The organism is Methanobrevibacter thaueri (assembly GCF_003111625.1).
Classification (GTDB): Archaea; Methanobacteriota; Methanobacteria; order Methanobacteriales; family Methanobacteriaceae; genus Methanocatella; species Methanocatella thaueri.
The window spans coordinates 70,180-89,582 of record NZ_MZGS01000027.1 but is presented as its reverse complement, the minus strand read 5'-3'; the positions used below and the strand labels follow the sequence as shown (position 1 = coordinate 89,582).

Genomic DNA, 19,403 nt, shown 5'->3' with positions numbered 1-19,403 from the left:
GTTAATTATTCCATAAATATAGCTGGTTTGTAAGGCATAGCGTTTTTAGCCTTATTTTGTGGGTCGTATGAGTCATCGGTGTGAATGATAACCTCATTTCCACATTCCTCTTTAATGTAGTCAAGTGCATCGGTTAAGATTTGCTCTTCGTCAATTTTTCCGATGTAGCGGGTTTTGGTTATTTCCTTACCGATTTTTTTAGCCACCATAGCTATTTCCTTTTTGTCATCGTAAATGTTAGCGCCGATAGCCCTTCCCATGATTTGACCAATGTCAGGTTTTCCAACTTCATCAGCTATCTTGTACAGGTCCCATTTCCAGTCAGGGGCAAGGTAGATGTGGATTTTTTCCACTTCGTCTCCAACCATCTGCTTGATGTGGGCAATGTCCTTGATGATGTTTTCAACCAATTCCTCTGATTTTTCAATTTCAGGACTTATTGAAGTCTCATCCGCTTCAGGCCAAGCTGCTTCACTTACAAATCCTTCTCCACCATAAGTGCTCCATAACTCTTCAGAAGTGTGAGGAGTGAATGGTGCTAAAAGCCTGATCCATGCTTCCAATACTGTGGACAGGACGTAAATGATTGCAGGGTCCTGTGAGTCAAGCAAGTGTTTGACCCTGTATAGGTAGTGGTCAACATCCTTCTTGAGCAGGAACAAGGATTCCTGTAAAGCTTGTCTTGTTTGGAAGACCTCTAATGCTTCGGTTGATTTTTTGATGTGCTCGTTGAGCTGGCTCATCATCCATAAGTCGATTGTACGGGTTAATTCAACTTCCTCGATATTGCTTAAATCAAGTTTGGATCCTTTTATTTCTTCGATTCTGGCTGCAAATTCCCTGAACCATTCAAGTCTTCTTTTGGTTCCAAGCACTTCCTTTTCTCTCCAGTCGAAGTCTTGCCATGGTTCTGCTGATGCCATCAGGAAGAGCCTTACAACATCTGCGGTGTAGTCTCTGATTGCATCTCTTAGGAGAATTACATTACCTTTTGATGAGGACATTTTGTTTCCTTCTAAAAGACCCATTCCAAACACTACGGTTCCTTTTGGCCATTTTTCTTTTGGATAGATTGCGCTGTGGGCAAACATTAGGAAACTTAAGTGGTTACCTACAAGGTCTTTTGCAGATAATCTCCAATCCAATGGGTACCAGTAGTTGAATTCATCCTGAATTTCTTTAACTTTTTCTTCAGGAACTGTGATTTCCCCTGAATCCTTATTTAACAATACCTTATCGAAGAACGGTATTGTCAAGTCATCAGGGTTCATGTCACGTAAGTATTTGGCTATTGAATAGTAGGACATGTAGATTGTGGAGTCTGTCAATGGTTCGATAAGCCATTGGTTGTCCCAAGGGAGTCTTGTTCCAAGACCGACCTTTCTGGAACATGCCCAATCGTCTAGCCAGTTAATGTAATAATCAAAGTTGTTTTTAAGCTCTTTTGGAATGATTGTTTCGCCTTCAAGAACTTCCAAGGTTTTTTCGGTCCATTCCTCATCACTGTATTTCATGAACCATTGGTCATCCATTATTTTAACGACACAGTTGTTACCACATCTGCACACTACTGGCCTTTCAGCAAAGTCGTACATGATTGTGGCCATGTTTTCATTGATTAATTTCTCTTTTAACTCTTCACGAGCGAATCTGACTTTCATACCACCGAAATCAGGTATTGATTCAATGATTGTACCTTTACTGTGTTGCTGTTTGTATAGCTCATTGGTAGCTTCGCTTAATTTTTCATCGTTTTGGTCGGTGATGCCCAATCTTTCGATGATGTCTGCTGCAGGAATTTCACCGTATCCCTTAAGTGTACATACTGGAATAGGTTCCACATTTTCTATGATGCCTTCAAGATTGTATTTGGCGATTAACTCATCGTTTTTCTTCAGGTCTTGAAGTGCAATGTAGTCTGCCGGAGCGTCGGCAGGTTCTGAAAATACGACTCCGCTTCCGTAAGATGCACTTACAAAGCTAGCAGGGAAAACTGGTAATTCGTCTCCGGTAAATGGATTTTTAGCCATTTTACCAATTATATCATTAGGATCAATTTCTTCGATAATGTCCAAATCCTTGATTTGATTTGACAAGTTGTAGTGAGCTTCTTTTGTAATTACCCATTTTTCACCGTCAGCGTTAACAAGCACATACTCCACATCAGGGTTTAACCAAATGTTGGTTGCTCCAACGATTGTTTCAGGTCTTAAGGTTGCGGTAACGAGAATTTTATCCTCAATTGGGAATTTTAAAAGGGTCAATTCGTTGACTCCAACTCCTTCACCTTCAAGCAGGTCGTGGTCTCCAACAGGGTTGTCACAGTTAGGACAGTATTTGACAGGATGTTCACCTTTTTGAACCAAACCCTTTTCATGCAAGGTTGTGATTTGCCATTCGATGAATTTTCTGTATGTCGGGTCGATTGTTCTGAATTCCCTTCTCCAATCGATTGAATAACCCATTTCATCCATTACTTCATGGTATTCTGTGGAGAAGTATTTCACGATGTATTCTGGGTCTTCAAGTTTAGGCAAGGTTTCCTTTGGAACTCCGTGAACCCTGTGATACAAATCAAGTGTCCATGGGTCTTTCCTTTGGATCCTGTCCGCAATTCCGATAACAGGAGCACCGGTTACGTGCCATGCCATTGGGAATAAAACATTGTACCCTTCCATTCTTTTGAATCTAGCATAAACGTCTGGCACGGTGTATGTACGTCCGTGTCCGATATGCATTGCTCCACTTGGGTATGGGAAAGCTACTGTTATGAATAGTTTTTCTCTCTCATCTGGGTCTGATTCAAAAAGCTTTGCGTCAGCCCATTTTTTCTGCCATTTCTTTTCGATATTTTCGCTCACTAAATCACCATCATATTTTTTGTGGGTATTCCGGAACTTTACTCTTGTGTTCGCTCCTAATAATCTTATTAATAATCATATTAACATCATCAACTGAAATGTCTAGTTTTTCAGCTATTTCGGTTTCGCCCATATCTTTTTCACTGTAAAGATACAGTATCTTGTCGAGCAAATCATAGCCCATTCCAATTTCATCCTCATCGGTCTGGTTGGTCCAGAGGCCTGCTCTTGGAGGCTTGTCGATGATTTCCTTTTGGACATTCATGTATTCGCTCAATTTAAATACTTCAGTTTTGTATAAGTCTCCAATCGGCTCCATATCACATGCACCGTCTCCATGCTTTGTGAAATAGCCAATTAGGATTTCGCTTCTGTTACCTGTTCCGCTGACAAGGTAATTTTTAGCATTTGCATAATAATAAATGATTGACATTCTGATTCTGGCCTTAAGGTTGCCTATTGCCAGATTGTTTTCTTTAAGTTGGGTCATGGACAGGTATTCATTCAAGATACCGTCAATTGCAATCTCCTTGTATTCCATACCTAATCTCTGTGCAACTTCGATTCCATGAGCACTGTCTTCAGCCGGTGTTGTTGCAGAGGGCATGACAATTCCAAAGACCTTGTCTTTTCCAACCGCTTCACAAGCTAGATGGGCCACTAAAGTGGAATCTATTCCTCCGCTTAAACCGACAACGATTCCGTCGGTTTTGGAGTCGGACACTTTTGATTTGATGAATTCAACGATAGCATCCCTTGTCTTTTCGCAGTTCATTTCTGGAATTTCAAAGATAGTTTCACCAACTTCAAATCATTCATACATAAAATAATATGTATTTATTAATTTATATATTATATCATGGTAGATGTAGAATTACTTTGTGAGAAGTCATTTTCTGGAGCCGACCAGGAAATTGTTGACAAGTTTGTTGAGTTTCAGCAAGCGTTAATCGAGGCAAATGTTGATAAATTAAACGAGATTCTTTTGGATGATTTTATACTCACCCAATCTCCAAACAGGTCCCAAACCAAGGCAGAATTCATCTCTGATGTAAAGGAGGGGACTTTGGATTTTTCAAAATCCGATATTATGGATCCTACAATATTGTTTGATGATGATTCCTCTGCTTCAATGATATCTAAAGTCAGATTAACGGCCAAGGTCAACGGCAGGGAACTGAGATGGATTTCCAATACCGTGGCGAATTTCACAAGAGTCGATGGAATCTGGCATATCGTCGGATGGGACAATTAGTTTAATATTAATTGAACATATAAGTATAATATAGACAACAAAATTTGACATTATTGAACTGAATATTTGAGAGGTAAACTACATTATGAGCTTTAAAGAAAAAAACGAAACAATAAAGGAAAAGGTTAGAAAGGCATTTTCATTATCAGCGGATTCGGCATCACATGAGGAGATTCGTGAACGTCTCCTTGATGGAGGACAGGTAACAGGAACAAACATGTGTGTGCTTGTCTGTGCAATGGTAATTGCTTCTGTCGGACTCAACATGAGTTCAACTGCGGTAATCATAGGTGCAATGCTGATTTCACCTATTATGGGAAGCATACTCGCTTCAGCATATGGAAATGTAAGCGCAGATTATCCTCTATTCACCAACCATATGGTCGGCTTTGGATTGCAGATTGCAATCAGTGTTGCCGCAGCATCAATCTATTTCTTTTTATCTCCTGTAAAGGAGCCAACAGTGGAACTGATTGCAAGAACCGGACCAACATTCTATGACGTGCTCATCGCATTCTTCGGAGGACTTGCTGGAATCATAGGACAAACAAGACTGGACAAGACAAACACTGTTATTCCGGGTGTTGCAATTGCAACAGCTCTTATGCCGCCGTTATGTACCTGCGGATATGCTATTGCAAACGGAAGAGTTGATATGCTACTTGGAGCAGGATATCTGTTTATAATCAATGCGTATTTCATTTTCCTTGCAGCCAGCATAATATTGACTGTTTTGAAAATTCCAAAAGTCAAGGAACTGTCTGAAAAAGAGTGGAGAAGGCACCGTCTCAGGATGGTTCGAAATACTCTCATCGTTGCGATTCCAAGTATAGTTGCGGTCTATTATATGGTTATCTAATTAGACAGAGAGCTATTAAAAAAAGAAGGGGAGGATTTTTCATCTCCCTTTTAATTCCATCTTTACTATTTTTTAAAAAATTAATAATGGTTATTCCCTTTCTTTTTTAAGGGCTTCAATCATATCAATGTTTTTGAGCTGGTTTGCAAGCAACAGGTTAACGATTGCAGAAACGATTATTGTTATCACGAAACTTATTGCTATTGTAGTCAGCGAATAGTCTGTCGGATAATAAAGCTTGTCAGTATTGCTTCTGATGGCCTCCAGCACATAATATCCTGTTGGAATTCCAATTATAAATCCGACTATTGATATTCCCAGATATTGGGTTATGAAGAGTTTTCTCAAGTCACTTAATTGGAATCCTAAAACCTTCAATGTTGCCATATCCCGCTCAACTTCGGTAAATCCTAAAAGGCCCAAGCTGTACAGAACGACAAGCGCCAATATGACTGCAAATATTACCAATATTATGATGAGCAGATTTGCTGTTTGTGAGAGCTTGTCCCAACTGTTTGTCAAGTCCTTATGGGAGTTGTAGCTTCCGACACCATCCAATCCATCTGTTACATTTTTTTCCGTAACGATTTCTGTCGGCTTGAATGAAATGTTGTTCTTTTCAGCACAATCTTTGGTGATTGTAATTCCCTGAACTGAAGGATCACCATAAATTGCATCAACTGTGGAGTTTATCCAAGTCTCATTACCATAGAAGTGCCATTCTATTTTATCGCCAACCTTCAGGCCATATATTTCAGCGGTCTTTTCTGAAATGGATATTCCGTCTTTTGGCAATGTTATCTCATGCCTATTTTTATCGGTTGGCGTGATTAATGGACTTTTGTCGTGAACCGTCAGCACTTGCATCTTTTTAATGCCATTTGCTTTGATTTGGATGTTTTTTGTCATTACTGGAGTGCCGTTAACCTCATCAATTATTGAATCTATCTGTGACTGTGAAACGTTGTCCTGGAGGACAAGCTGTGTCTCATAGTGGTTGATGTCATCATATTTCCAGGTTTTCAGGTCATTGACCCCGTCATGCATACCGAATGCTGAGATGAGAAGCACGGTACAGCCAATGACTCCGACAAGTGCAATGAGAGTTCTTAACTTATGCCTGTTGACGTCCCGGGTGTTCCACCTAAGATTGAATCCCATTTTGTCCCATATCCATGTATTTTCAACAAATCCTATTTTGCTCACTTTAGGGGGCTTTGCCTTCAAAGTTACAGAAGGGGGCTCTCGGATAATGCTTGCAACCGCAAAGTATGAGCATAGCACAGAACCCAAAACGATTAAAAGGGCTACAATGATGAAACTGATATTGAATCCAGGATCCCAGCAAGGCAATGTGTAATATGACTTCATGGTGTCGACAAAAATGTATGGTATCGTTTTGTGACCGATTATTATTCCCAGAACGCTACCGATCAGTGTCAAATAGAAACCGTAGGATAAATAATGCAATATCAATGGTCTGTCCTCAAATCCTATTGCCTTTAAAGTTCCAATCTGTGTTCTTTGCTGGTTAACGATACGTGTCATTGTAGTCAGCAGAATCAGGAGTGCGACAACAACGAAAATGATTGGAAACATCACTGCCAAAACGATATGCTGCTTGATTTCGTCCTGTATTTGGTTGTCGCTGCTGCTGTCTTCCCTAGGCATGAATGATGTGCCGTTTATTATGTCGTCATATCCCTTGTTCTCGAGCATTGCACGTGTTTGATGGTAATAATCCGAAGTATTGGCATTGGAGGTCATTAGCAGCTTGTTGTGTGGCATATTCTCGCCAGGGTATGCCTTATCTGACAGATATCCGAATCCCTGATATTTGAAATCTGAAACAAGACCGTTTTCCGGTTGCTCATAGACGTAATCCGGAGAATATCCAAGTCCACGGATTGTCTTGTTTAATGTGATTCCATTAAATTTTACGGAGATATTGTCCCCAACGGTCAAGTTCTTCGCTTCGGCAAATCTCGCATCCAGCCAAATGCCGTCCGCATCGCTGAAATTGATTTTTTCTCCTTCAACAGGATAGTATCTGGAGATGTTGTTCTTTTCTAAAAAATGCAGCGTTACGGTCGGTTCATCTTCCAAATCGGCAATCGACTTTACAACGAATTGGGTTTCAATGCCTGTTGTCGAACTCAGATTCTTGAAATCATTAACGACACTTTTATTGAAATCGGATCCAAGCACATATGCATCCGCCATGTTTGTTTCGTTATAATAGTTGTTGAGGTTGTCCTGAAGGCCCTGAACCTCTGATCCTATTCCCGCAAAGGCCAGCAATGTAATGAATGACATTAGGAAAATGGCAACGAATTGCATTTTGTGTTCCTTCATGTCGCGTAACATCTTTTTGAATAGCATCAAATCACCAGTTTATAGCATCTACAGATTGAGGATTTTCATTTGTCTCAATGTATTCAACTTCACCGTTCTTGATGTGAATGACCTTGTTTGCAACTTTTGCAAATTCGTTATTGTGTGTTACTATAATGACTGTTGTATTTTCACTTTCACATAGGCTTATCAGAAGTTCAATAATGATTTTACCTGTATGTGAATCCAGTGCCCCTGTAGGCTCGTCACACAAGAGCATTTTTGGTTTTTTAGCTATTGCCCGTGCAATGGATACTCTTTGCTGTTCCCCTCCTGACAGTTCTGACGGAAACTTGTTGACATGCTGTGACAGTCCCACCTGACTTAAAATCTCCTGTCCATCTATGTTTTCATCGACGATGTCATTGAGAACCTCAATGTTTTCGCATGCGGTCAGGTTTGGAATCAGGTTATAGAATTGGAAGATGAAACCTATTTCCTTGGCACGGTAGCGTGTAAGTTCCTTATCTGAAAAGGCGGTGATGTTTTCATTATCAATTATTATTTCGCCGCTTGTAGGCTTGTCAAGACCTCCTAAAAGGTTAAGCAGTGTTGATTTACCACTTCCTGACGGTCCGAGAATCACTACAAGCTCTCCCTGATTGATTGTAAAATCAAGCTTGTTTGCTGCCTTAACTGTTTGAGTTCCCATTTTATATTCTTTTGAAACACTATTAACTTTTATCAATGTATTCATTTTTTAGACCTATTACTTTTTATATTATAATATATTCTTTACATTTAATTTAATCTTATGCCAGACCTCTTTAAGGTCGGGATGAATTTCACAAAAAAAGCAACTAAATGATAGTGATTGGAGTATCCCATTGGAAAATATGCTGAAAACGAGAGTGAAAATGAAAAAATGTAAAGGAATATTCCGGGTTTGAGAGGTTAATCATTCGTTTCGCATTTCCTTCATTTCCTGTTCTAGTCTGTCGACCTTTTCCTTATATTCTTTTAGTTCCTGGGATATTTCAATTATCCTGTCGGTATTCAAGTCGATTATGTCTGTGTTGTCTGAAATTTTCATTGTATTGTCATCGATTGTTTGCTTCAACTCATCATTTATTTCTGCCTCTTCTTTTTTCTCACCTAAAAACATGGTGAACAGCAACATTCCAAGAACGGCTGCAAATGTCATAGGTGCATAAACAGCATTGGCAACAAGGATCCCATCGGGTTTTGGGGTTAAGACGGTTACTATGAACATGTCAAATCCGCTGAACAGAAACATTAAAATTGCAACTTTATATGCTCTTAAAAATTTGCCTCTGTTCCATATGAAAACCAGACTTCCGATGACTCCCGCAAGCACTGTTGAAACGCCGCATGCAAGAGCGGTGGGGCCGCCCAGGAAATATCTCCACACTCCGGATATTATTGCAACGGGTATTCCCAGATATGGTCCTCCAAGCAATGAGGCTATCATCACGACCAGTCCTCGGGCATTGGCGGGAGCTCCATTAACGTTCATTGTGAAATATGATGCAAGGATTCCAAGAACGGAACATATGAGAATCTGCCACAATATTGTTTTGCGAGTAAATTCTCCTTTGACTATGGACCTGAAACTTTTAGATTTGGTGGCGAGGTAGGTTAAAATCAAGACCACTGAAAGCATTCTAAACATCTCTAAAAACGGCGCCCACAGTGATTCTCCATTTGTCGATTTATTGAAATATGAAATTGTGATGCTTAATAAACCCATGATTATCAGGTATGCAATTTCATAAACTGACCCATCCGTTATTTCTTTGAGTTTCGGAAGTCTTGTTGAAATGAAACCCAAGATTATGATTGCCGAAATGATGGTAATTAAATCATGCAAAATTGCAATGTCAAACTCTTTGATGATGACCATATAGGCAAACAAATTGAAATAAAATGCTATGTTGAAGATAAACAGTATTATAAACAGTATTAAAATCTTCTTATTATCTGCTGCATTATTTTTAATTTTTTCATACATGATATCCTAATATAGATAAAATTTTTTAAGTTTACTTATTATATAGTTCTTATTTTTTGTAATAAATATTTATTTGCATTCATGAATTTTTAGGATTCATTTTGTAAAACGTGCTGAAAGTCCAACGATAATAATTTGTCTGATTTTTAATTTTCTTAGCATTTGAAATTCATCCATGATATTACAAATCCATTAATTTCATATGGTCATTCACTATTTTGTGGAAAGTAATTTGCTCAAATTAAAGTAACAAAAGACTTATAATAACTAACTTTATATACTATAAGAAATTAAAGTTACAATTAGTAACTAAAAGTAGTCTGTCTGATTTTCATACACTAACCATTTTTCCGCCGGACAATTCGCAAAATAAACTATTTTTCTCATCAATTATAAATCTTTTTCATGTTCGTGCATGATGAAACAAATGGAATTTCATATACTAACCTAAAAAAACTAAGGTCACTTAAAATCATATAGTAACCATAAAAAACTAATGCAAACTTTAAAGCACAGAATAATCCGATATTTGATTATCATTTTCAAATCTTTATAAAAATGGAAACAATTGAAAACATTCAAAAAGAAAATATTTAATAGGTTTTAATAAAAAAAATTTTCTGAGAAAAAAAATGTAAAAATATAAGGTAAATGTATTTACCCTATTTGATTTTGATTTTAATGGTTTTGCCGCAAGACTTGTAATATGCATTTCCCTTAAAACTGATCTTTGCGGTGAAAGTGCCTTTTTTATTTAGTTTGGTAATTTTAAATGTTGCTTTTCCTTTGGTGTTTGTGGTTGCCTTGTAGGTTTTTCCTTTAACTTTTAAGGTCACTTTTACTTTGCTTAATGCTTTGTTTTTATTGTCTTTTAGAATTATTGAGTATTTTTTGGTTTTCTTTTTAGTTTTGAATGTTGCTTTTTTAGCGGTCAATTTAGGAGTTGCCTTTGAAATGACAATATTGGAATTTGAAGATGATTCAAAATGATTAGCATCTCCATTGTATGTGACAACAACCTTGTAATTTTTTGGAATTAGATCATTTATCAATATTCTAGCTTGACCATTAACAGTTTTAATGTTATGGATGTTTGAATCTATTTTAACACTCACTAAAGCATTATTCAATGCATTATTCCTATAATCTTTTAATGTGACAGTCAAATATTTAGCATCATTATATACTGAACTGACAGTAGGTACTGAAAGTTTTGTATTTATTTTTTTGACTGTGAAATTTGATGTATAGTTAAAATTATTATATATAGAATCTGCCTGAATATTCCAAAAACCTGCGTCAAGTTCATCTGAAACCTTAAGCAATCCTTCACCGCCAATGACATTTATAGTGTATTTGTTCTTGTTAATGACAACAATGACATCATCACATATAGGATTGTTGAAAACTGCACTGATGATAAAAGGCTCGCCATATACAATATCTGCTGTTCTGATTGTTAAAGTAGTGTTAATAGGTATTGGGAGACTGTAATACTGATGCAAACTATCTGTAGTGAAAACACCATAATACTCAGATTTGATATTGCTACAGTTTACAATGCTTCTTTTAACTGCAGTATATGAATCGGTGACTGCAGTGTATGTTGTGTCTTTAAATATGCAATCATTGAAATTAATTCCATCATAGGATATTCTTTCAATTTCAGATTCAGACCAACCTAATTTTAACAGATAACTCTTGATCCTTTCAAAAGAAACATCATTAGCATAACATATTATGGAATCTGCTGTAATGTTTGTAAAATTACAATTATTAAAACTTGCGCATCCATACTGATATAAAGTCAGATATGAGTCATTTCCTTTATAATCTTTAAAAATGCAATTGTCGAATTCATAGAAGTAAGTCCTTAATGCATAATAATCCTGAGTGGTATGTCTGATGTTTAGCTTATCCGGATGGTCATGGAAATCTTTAGAAAAGGTTAACGAGTCAATAATTGTACAATTGATGAATTTGCAACTTCGTGACAAATCGTTACTTCCTCCAACGAATGTTAGATTAACAAAAGTATAGGGGATAGCGTAATTTTTTTCACTAGGCGCTACACCTGCACCGGCCTGTGTAGAAATTCCTTTTAAAATCGTATTTGGGCCCTGCCCAATAAATGTCACGTTTTTCGGAGAATCGAAAATTTTATTGTTATAGGAGTACTCATTATCCGCCAAATAAATATTGGCAGTAGAAGATTGTGGAATTCTAAAAAAACTCAACCATAACTCGTCAGTATTATTTACAGGATTATCTGCACTTTCACCTACAGACAAAAAATCGTTTGAAGAGTTTTTCTCATTTTCAATGCTAATATGGTCCTGTGAATCAGCAAGATTCAAGTCATCATTTGTAATATTTTCAGAAGCATTAACCGTTGTCAAACAACAAACAAATATTAAAAATAATATCAATATCCTTTTCAAATATAACACTTCCTAAAAAAATAAAAAAATTGGAAGTTATTGTTTTAACTTCCTCTATTTTTTAACCTTAATTTTAACGGTTTTTGAAACTGCTTTAAAGTTAGCATTACCAGCAAATTTAACTTTAGCTTTATGAGTTCCCTTTTTAGTTAATTTACTGATTTTAAATATTGCTTTTCCTTTTGTGTTTGTGGTTGCCTTGTAGGTTTTTCCTTTAACTTTTAAGGTCACTTTTACTTTGCTTAATGCTTTGTTTTTATTGTCTTTTAGAATTATTGAGTATTTTTTGGTTTTCTTTTTAGCTTTGAATGTTGCTTTTTTAGCGGTCAATTTAGGAGTTGCCTTAGAAACAACAACCTTAGCAGATGCTGTTGCTGAATTATAATTAGCATCACCATCAAAAGTGATTGTTGCAGGGTATGTTTTAGCAGCTAAATTAGCAGGTATTGTAATTATTGCTTTTCCATTTTTTACAGTGCCGGTTAAAGTTTTACCATTAACTTTAACTGAAATAATGGATCCATCTGCAATATTGGTTGCCTGAACAGTCATTGTTTTAGCATTGGAATTATAAACCATAGCTACATCGGAAGCAGTTAAACCAGTGTTCACTGGTGAAACTGTGAAGTTGGAAGTAGCATTGGATTCCTCATATAATGAGGTTCCTTCAAATACTGCACTAACATTATAATTATTGGCATCCAATTTATCGGAAACATTTAAAGAACCGCTACCATTAACAACATTAACAGAATATTCTTTTTTATTGATTGTTACATAAACAATATCAGTTACAGGAACATCCAATTTAACATTGATTGTGAAATTATTGCCATAAATAATATCTCCAACAGAAACTGTTAAACTTGATGGTAAAATATCGGTAGAATTAATGTAATTGTGATTATCGATAGTAGTTACACCAGGAGTTACAGCATTATCATAGTTACAACCAGTAATTTCAACAACTTCATAAAAATCAGCAGCTGAATCTACAATACCATTGTAAGTACATCCTAAAAAGGAACAGTTATTTAAAACTAATCCATCTTCTTCAAAGTAACATGTACCAGATTGGTTTTCAATGACTTTCCATTCCCAATTAGCTTCATCATAATATAGATTGTCAAAAGAAGGGCGGTAAATTAAGGAATCTACATTAATATTGGTGAAATTACAATTATTAAATGTAACGTTAGCACATTTATACATGGTTATGAAACTGCTTCCAGTTGCATCTTTGAAAACACAATTTTCGAATGTAGTATAACGGGTAAATACAAAACCATTACTATTTTGTCCTGCTTGGTCAGGTTCGTCAGCTAAAGATTTTCCAATTGTGAAATTGCCAATGAAAGTACAATTGATAAAATTACAATTTTTTCCAAAATCAATTGCAATATTTCTTTCTGTATCATATGCAAAATTTAAATTAATGAATGTGATTGTTTTATTAGATGCATCATTTTTAATTGGAGTACTAATTAAATATATGAATGCATTATTTCCTAAAGCAACACAATTTGCATTTACTGAACTAATTGGATAAACTTTTCCAGTATTATATGTACCATCTGCAATATAAATAGTTCCTCCATCTTTAACCATAGTAAAACCATCACTTAATTGATCAAAAGCAGTTTCTGGTGTTTTACCATCATTTAACCAATCTCCATTAACTGAATCTATATAAACAACTTCCATATTGCCGGATAAAGTTTCTTCAGGAACTGCACCCAAAACATCTTCTCCTTGACTAAAAACATTCTGAACCTGATTAGTTAAACTAGAATAAGAAATAGTTTGAACACTGTTCACAAAAGTATTATTAGTGAATATAATATCATTTCCAGTGATATAAACAGTATCATTGTTTCCAGTGTGGTTTATGAACTGATTATTATAAATTGAAATATGTGGAACTCCACCAGTTGCATTTGCATAATTATAAGTTGCTGCTGCAATAGCTTGACCAATTCTAGCATAATTATTTACGAATCTTGAATTATGAACGTCTAAATATCCTCCATTTAATACTGAAATTGCTCCTCCACGACCAAGAGAAGTGGTTGATAAATTATCATATGCTTTACAGAGATTTATATTATTAGTGAAATTACAACTATCAATAGTTATGTTATATGTGGAAACAAAGTTGTAAGCACCTATTGCCCCACCACCATTATTAGTTGTACAATTATTACCTTCAAAAATAGAATTATGAACTTCAAGTATACAATAAGTATATAATGCTCCACCATTCCATCCAGCAACATTATTTTTAAATTTAGAATTTGTAATATATGTTTCAGTATTAGCTACACCATTAATTGCTCCAGCCCATGAATTTGCAGCATTATTTACAAAATTAGAATTATTTACATTTAGAATTCCACGATTATTGATTGCACCTGCATAAGAACGAGCATAATTTCCATTAAAATTAGAATTATTTACAACCATTTGTGCAGTATTTGAACCTGCAGAGTCATAATTAGAAACAACACCTCTACCAGTTGTACAATTAGTAAAATTACATCCAGTAATTTCCATTAAATCGCCATTATTCCATAATACATTATTTGTGTTGGAACTGGCAACAATATTTGTAAAAGTACAGTTTTCAAATTTATTATAACCTTTTAATTTCATAAGATTATTCACAGACATATCTTTAAAATGAACATTTAAAAATATGATAGAAAAACTTGAATCATCATTAATAAATGGGATTAAATTTGAATTACCTCCAGTAATATATGCATTTTCATTACCAATGATAGTTACATCACTTAAAAAATTAATGTCTGAATCTGCATTATATATAGAACCAGTTAAATTAATTTCAAAAGGCCCATTTCCTCTTTCACATATTCTTTCTAATGTTGACCAATCATTAGCATTAACTGCAGTTGCTCGAGTACTTAAATTATCTTCATCTTGATAAGATTGCAAATCACTATTATCAACCGCATCAATAGAAGTATCTACACTTTCTGTGTTTTCATCAATGCCCACAGTATCATTAACATCATCTGTTGCACTGACTGAACCAACACAGAAAACAAGCATTATTAGCAATGCCATAATTATCCATGATTTTTTTATCATAATCATATTGTCCCCCATAATTTTTATTATTTAAATATTTTTATAAAATATTGAACAAATTCAAGTATTAACAAATATTCTAAAAAGTTCAATGATTTTTAAATACAAAATTAAATGAATAATTTCGTATGATGGATGAACCATAACTAATCTAAATATAATTAAAAATTTATCAATTCATCCTAATATATATTATATTTATGACATATATATAATTTATTAAAAATCAATTGTACTTTAATAATTAAACTAAAAAAATAAAATAACTTCAATAATCTTCAATATCTTCTCTTTTTTTATAGCCAATCAACAATAAACATGAGAAAATTGTTGAAAATATTACTTGAATGTAACTGGTTTCATCAGGATTTTTAATTGTTTTTGTAACCTCATATGACTTAGGCTGTGAGGATATTGCATGGCCTGAACTTGATGATGCACCTGCAAGGCTTATGCCTGATTCGCCAGGAATATAATGAGTCGAATTAACGTTTCCATTGTTTACATCAGATTTTGTATAAATCTTATTCACTCCAATATGAAAATTAGATTTTCCTTGATGAATGTCACTGCTTTGACTTGGATGGGGTGTTTTTGGGTTTTTAAGACTGTTTCCATCCGTATTGGAAATCCATGAAAAATCGATGCCATTGTTATCATGTGAAGATCTTTTTAGATAAATTTTTAAATAATCAGGATAATCGTTTTCACTCATGGTTTTTTTGACATGCTTTGAACCATCAGTATTATTTTTAACTGAACCAAAACCTCCACTTATCAATGCTGCCCTATTTCCACCATATTTCCTCGCATTTAAAATATTGTTTGCTATGATTGAGTTTATAACAGGCGAAGTTGCACCTCCCATCAATGCAATGGCCCAATCTCCAGTGGTTTTGACTTTATTGTACTGTATGTTAAATGAATGTGCGCCACGGGTTTGCTGTGAATAACTAATGCCGTAAAGATTATAACCTGTCTTAAACTCATTGACGCTTCTGACATCGATAGTATTGTTTAAAATAAGGTCATGGGAGTCCTGCACTTCGATTCCTGCAACCAATGCCCATGAATGGTCACTTGCAAAGCCTGTGATATTGATGATGTTGCTTATTATACTCAGTTGTGTTTCGCCATAAAAATTCTGTGAATAGATTCCAATGTTGGGTCCGTTTGAATAGCTTTTAATATTGTTGAATGCTATGGAAACATTGCGGGCGGGTCCTGTAATCTGAATTGGATATGCAGTTCCATGGGCTTCCTTTCCACCATTGGTGAATATATTGATGTCGTTGCCATAGACAATGACATTGCTGGACAGATACATGTCCAGGCCGTAGAGATAATTCACATCACCTTTTTTTGTGACGTAATCTGTCTGTCTAATGAGGTTATTTTCGATTATGGCATCATTGCAATTGTAAATCAGTAAGGTATCCAATGTTGGTTCTCCCTCTCTCACTCCATTAACATTCGCATAAATTTTATTATCTGATAACTTTAAATATCTGCAGGTATCTGCAACTATTGCTGCTGCAAAATCCATGCTACTTCCACCATATATTTCAGAGTTCCAGTCAACCGCACGAAGAGGAAGAGAGCAGTTAATGATATTTCCGGATATGGTGGCATTGAATGTTTCAGTTAACAGTATCCCATAATTAAAACCACTTCCATAAGACCTTCCCACATAATTAATTGTATTGTTTATTAAATTGACTCCTTCATTTCCCCAGTCTTCACCATTTGAAAAAATTGCAAAGCCTGTCTTTTCGCAGGGAACATTATAATCAACAATACAGTTATAAACAGTTATATTATCAGATTTGATTAATATTCCAGCATTGTCATTTGTTGAAAATTCCTTATTTAAAACGAAATGGATATTGGTCAGCATTATCCCATCAGCTTTCAGGTTAAAAACAGTATTGTTGAACAGTGCATGTCTGCCGGTAATTTTTGTATTGGCCGAATTGATGGTAACTGTTCCCATGTCCTCAAATTTTCCATCAAAAACTATTATGGATCCACCATATTCTTTTTTCAGGGTATTGGTGCCATCAAAATACATTTTAAAATTTCTTTTGTTGACGATAAAACTATCTGGATTGCTAGCGGAATTTAATTCATCATTTCCGACATCTGGTGATGAAATGACTTCATTTTCATCAAGATCCTCAATATGGTAATTAATAACGTCAGTATCATTTGATAATGCTAGCTCATCTCCACTATCGGAAGCTGAAACCAAGCCGATACTGAATAATATTAACATAACTATTGAAATTAATATTATAATCTTATTAATCTCCATTTTGACTCCCCTATAGTTTTTTTTTGAAAATGCATTATTTGCAAAATCAATATTTTTTTAGAAAGTAAAGTAATATTTAATAATGCTTTTAAAAAGATTAATACAATACTTTTAAAATTTTATTAAATTTATTTTATTATAATAGTAATTTTTGCATTAATCCTATTTAACATTTGACCACATATGGAGAATTAAAATATCTACTTACCAGAAAGTACATATTTAAATTTCATAAGGTTACTCAAAATAAGTATTTGAAAATTCATAAGCCTGCAAAATGTCAAATTCGAAAATCATATACTAACCACTTTTTTAAAACAGATTTTGGCCAAAAAATAAAAATTATCAAACTCGTTAAAAAGAATGATTAACAAATATAATTAAATTTCAAAGCCTTAAAAATCATCATTAATGAAATTAACGAAATATTTAATGATTCATCTGAAATGAGATATTCTTCTCTAAATTTGAAGATTGCAATAATGCTTGAATAAGTAAATTTATATACTATAAGAAATTAAAGTTACAAATAGTAACTAAAAGTTAGTAATTGGAATTTCGATTACTTACCATTTTTCCGTGGACAACTTACAGGATAATATATTTTAATTATCTGTAATAAAGATTATTATATTCTCCATTTCCTAATCCTATTTTAATTTAATTTTATATTTTTATCAATTCTTTTTGCATCTTAAATTTTATATGTGATGTTTTTCTCACTACAATTTTACCAATTGGCTTCAACAAGCCTTAAATAATTTATAACACATATATGTTCTCTTGAAAGGCCTCAAACTATAACACATTTTTGAAAGGAGGTGAATAAACATGAGAATATTTATTATATTCACTGTTTATTTATTAATCAGAGTAGTTTCACCGTATGGCTATTCTGGTGTTCTTTTCATGCGTCTGAATGGAGGTGAAAAAAGTGGGGTTGATTATATTCCTCATTGGATCATATTGGCCGAATATTATGGCACTAATGATTCTGATAAAATATAGGAGATAACGACTCAAATTTTCACCTTCTAAATGGCAATTAAATATAACCAAGTCAATGAGGGGCTTTGAAAACTAATGTTTTCGTGAGGCCTTTTCCTTGAGATAGCCACTATTTAATTGTCTATTTTTTAAAATTAGTTAAGTTTATATATTTTATTTAATAATAGTATTATACAAGAGATTTACTTTTAAGTAAACCTCTATTAAGACGCAAAAAATGTATTATTAATGTCTAATACGGGATATTGTAGAGATTTTTCTCTACAATAGGACATTAATTTGAATTTTTTTTTAAGAACCCGAGTTTTTCAACTAAAAACATCACATACTAAGATAAACTAACTGCATCTGATTATATTGTAATTGTTAGTTAATTTGGTGGATAAAAATATGGACAAAAGTTTAAATGAAATTATGAAGACTAAATGGATGTATTTGAATGAGGATGAACTTAAATTTTATTCATTGGGCATTTTTATAGAATGCATCTGTTTGAGTGTAGTTATTTCAATAATATTAAATTTATTGTTCAAATCTGATTTTATGCTCTGCATGTCAGGGTTTACTATTGTTAGTATCATGTTTACTATTTTAATATATAAACGTGACTTTTTTGATGAAAAATTTGAATTATTTTCTCCTGATTTATTGCAAGGCACTAATCAAGGATTAATCCTATTTTTATTTGTATCATCATTTTTGGTATCTTGGGGCTTTTTTTGCGCGGCTTTAAAATATGGATTATATAATGCCATTGCATTTTCTTTAGCAGTATGTTTTCCGGGAATTTTCCTGCTTTTAAGAAGAAATGTATACTCTAATGAAAACAACAACTCATTTTATGATGGTAATGGTTATCATCCACTTTTTCATTGGGTTTTAGGTATTACTGTAGGTTCTGGGCCTTTGGGTGTCTCTTTAACTAATTTTTTAAAAGACATGTTTGTTAAAGGTTCATTTTTGAATATTGACTTAATTTCGGTTGTATTGGCATTAGTTTTAGAATGCTTTGTTCTTTCCCCAGATGTTGCAAATAAGATTTTACCATTTGAATTAAAAAGAATTGAAGGTATGAAAAAATTTATTTTAATTTCATTAGGTTTAATGATGATATTACTACTTTTTAATATGATAATTTAACATTTATCTATGAATTATTCTTAACAAACTTAATTTTCATGGTTTAAG

Annotated in this window: 12 protein-coding genes; 4 read left to right on the top strand and 8 right to left on the bottom strand. The window is 34.1% G+C overall.

What is annotated here, in order from left to right:
* Positions 1-5: 5 nt before the first annotated feature.
* Both leuS and MBBTH_RS08760 read right to left on the bottom strand, forming a co-directional pair.
* Positions 6-2,861, bottom strand: coding sequence for a leucine--tRNA ligase (leuS, locus tag MBBTH_RS08765; RefSeq protein ID WP_116592668.1), 2,856 nt, complete (start codon positions 2,859-2,861; stop codon positions 6-8).
* Positions 2,862-2,871: 10 nt separating this feature from the next.
* Positions 2,872-3,636 (bottom strand): NAD+ synthase, encoded by a 765-nt coding sequence (locus MBBTH_RS08760; protein ID WP_243409787.1) that lies wholly within the window; start codon positions 3,634-3,636, stop codon positions 2,872-2,874.
* Between the two features lie 84 nt (positions 3,637-3,720).
* Between MBBTH_RS08760 and MBBTH_RS08755 the strand changes: the two genes are divergently transcribed.
* Positions 3,721-4,116: a nuclear transport factor 2 family protein gene (locus MBBTH_RS08755; RefSeq protein ID WP_116592666.1), complete on the top strand. Its 396-nt coding sequence runs from the start codon at positions 3,721-3,723 to the stop codon at positions 4,114-4,116.
* An 85-nt stretch (positions 4,117-4,201) separates the two neighbouring features.
* The gene (locus MBBTH_RS08750) at positions 4,202-4,975 is read left to right on the top strand and encodes a DUF389 domain-containing protein (protein ID WP_116592665.1); all 774 of its coding nucleotides are present in this window, start codon (positions 4,202-4,204) and stop codon (positions 4,973-4,975) included.
* A 90-nt stretch (positions 4,976-5,065) separates the two neighbouring features.
* On the opposite strand, the gene MBBTH_RS08745 is transcribed toward MBBTH_RS08750, so the two are convergent.
* From MBBTH_RS08745 to MBBTH_RS08720, 6 genes are all read right to left on the bottom strand, one after another.
* Positions 5,066-7,357, bottom strand: coding sequence for an ABC transporter permease (locus MBBTH_RS08745; protein WP_116592664.1), 2,292 nt, complete (start codon positions 7,355-7,357; stop codon positions 5,066-5,068).
* 4 nt (positions 7,358-7,361) lie between these two features.
* Complete coding sequence (locus MBBTH_RS08740; protein WP_116592663.1) at positions 7,362-8,066, bottom strand: ABC transporter ATP-binding protein; 705 nt, start codon at positions 8,064-8,066, stop codon at positions 7,362-7,364.
* 201 nt (positions 8,067-8,267) lie between these two features.
* Positions 8,268-9,341: a LytS/YhcK type 5TM receptor domain-containing protein gene (locus tag MBBTH_RS08735; RefSeq protein WP_243409786.1), complete on the bottom strand. Its 1,074-nt coding sequence runs from the start codon at positions 9,339-9,341 to the stop codon at positions 8,268-8,270.
* A gap of 662 nt (positions 9,342-10,003) precedes the next feature.
* A complete protein-coding gene (locus tag MBBTH_RS08730; protein ID WP_133241951.1) occupies positions 10,004-11,740 on the bottom strand; it encodes a peptidase associated/transthyretin-like domain-containing protein in 1,737 nt (578 codons plus the stop codon).
* A gap of 96 nt (positions 11,741-11,836) precedes the next feature.
* Positions 11,837-14,899 (bottom strand): Ig-like domain-containing protein, encoded by a 3,063-nt coding sequence (locus MBBTH_RS08725; RefSeq protein WP_116592661.1) that lies wholly within the window; start codon positions 14,897-14,899, stop codon positions 11,837-11,839.
* Positions 14,900-15,161: 262 nt separating this feature from the next.
* A complete protein-coding gene (locus tag MBBTH_RS08720; RefSeq protein WP_116592660.1) occupies positions 15,162-17,207 on the bottom strand; it encodes a hypothetical protein in 2,046 nt (681 codons plus the stop codon).
* Between the two features lie 831 nt (positions 17,208-18,038).
* Here MBBTH_RS08720 and MBBTH_RS10915 point away from each other — a divergent pair.
* On the top strand, positions 18,039-18,215 hold the full coding sequence (locus tag MBBTH_RS10915) for a hypothetical protein (RefSeq protein WP_165814053.1): 177 nt from the start codon (positions 18,039-18,041) through the stop codon (positions 18,213-18,215).
* Positions 18,216-18,605: 390 nt separating this feature from the next.
* Positions 18,606-19,355, top strand: a complete 750-nt coding sequence (locus MBBTH_RS08715; protein ID WP_116592659.1) for a hypothetical protein — start codon at positions 18,606-18,608, stop codon at positions 19,353-19,355.
* The last annotated feature ends 48 nt before the right edge of the window (positions 19,356-19,403 follow it).

Bases quoted from the DNA above. Each gene is read 5' to 3' on its own strand.
- MBBTH_RS08735 (WP_243409786.1), bottom strand. From the start codon at position 9,341: ATGTATGAAAAAATTAAAAATAATGCAGCAGATAATAAGAAGATTTTA.
- MBBTH_RS08745 (WP_116592664.1), bottom strand. From the start codon at position 7,357: ATGCTATTCAAAAAGATGTTACGCGACATGAAGGAACACAAAATGCAA.
- MBBTH_RS08725 (WP_116592661.1), bottom strand. From the start codon at position 14,899: ATGATTATGATAAAAAAATCATGGATAATTATGGCATTGCTAATAATG.
- MBBTH_RS08760 (WP_243409787.1), bottom strand. From the start codon at position 3,636: ATGAACTGCGAAAAGACAAGGGATGCTATCGTTGAATTCATCAAATCA.
- MBBTH_RS08750 (WP_116592665.1), top strand. From the start codon at position 4,202: ATGAGCTTTAAAGAAAAAAACGAAACAATAAAGGAAAAGGTTAGAAAG.
- MBBTH_RS08720 (WP_116592660.1), bottom strand. From the start codon at position 17,207: ATGGAGATTAATAAGATTATAATATTAATTTCAATAGTTATGTTAATA.
- MBBTH_RS10915 (WP_165814053.1), top strand. From the start codon at position 18,039: ATGAGAATATTTATTATATTCACTGTTTATTTATTAATCAGAGTAGTT.
- MBBTH_RS08740 (WP_116592663.1), bottom strand. From the start codon at position 8,066: ATGAATACATTGATAAAAGTTAATAGTGTTTCAAAAGAATATAAAATG.
- MBBTH_RS08715 (WP_116592659.1), top strand. From the start codon at position 18,606: ATGGACAAAAGTTTAAATGAAATTATGAAGACTAAATGGATGTATTTG.
- MBBTH_RS08755 (WP_116592666.1), top strand. From the start codon at position 3,721: ATGGTAGATGTAGAATTACTTTGTGAGAAGTCATTTTCTGGAGCCGAC.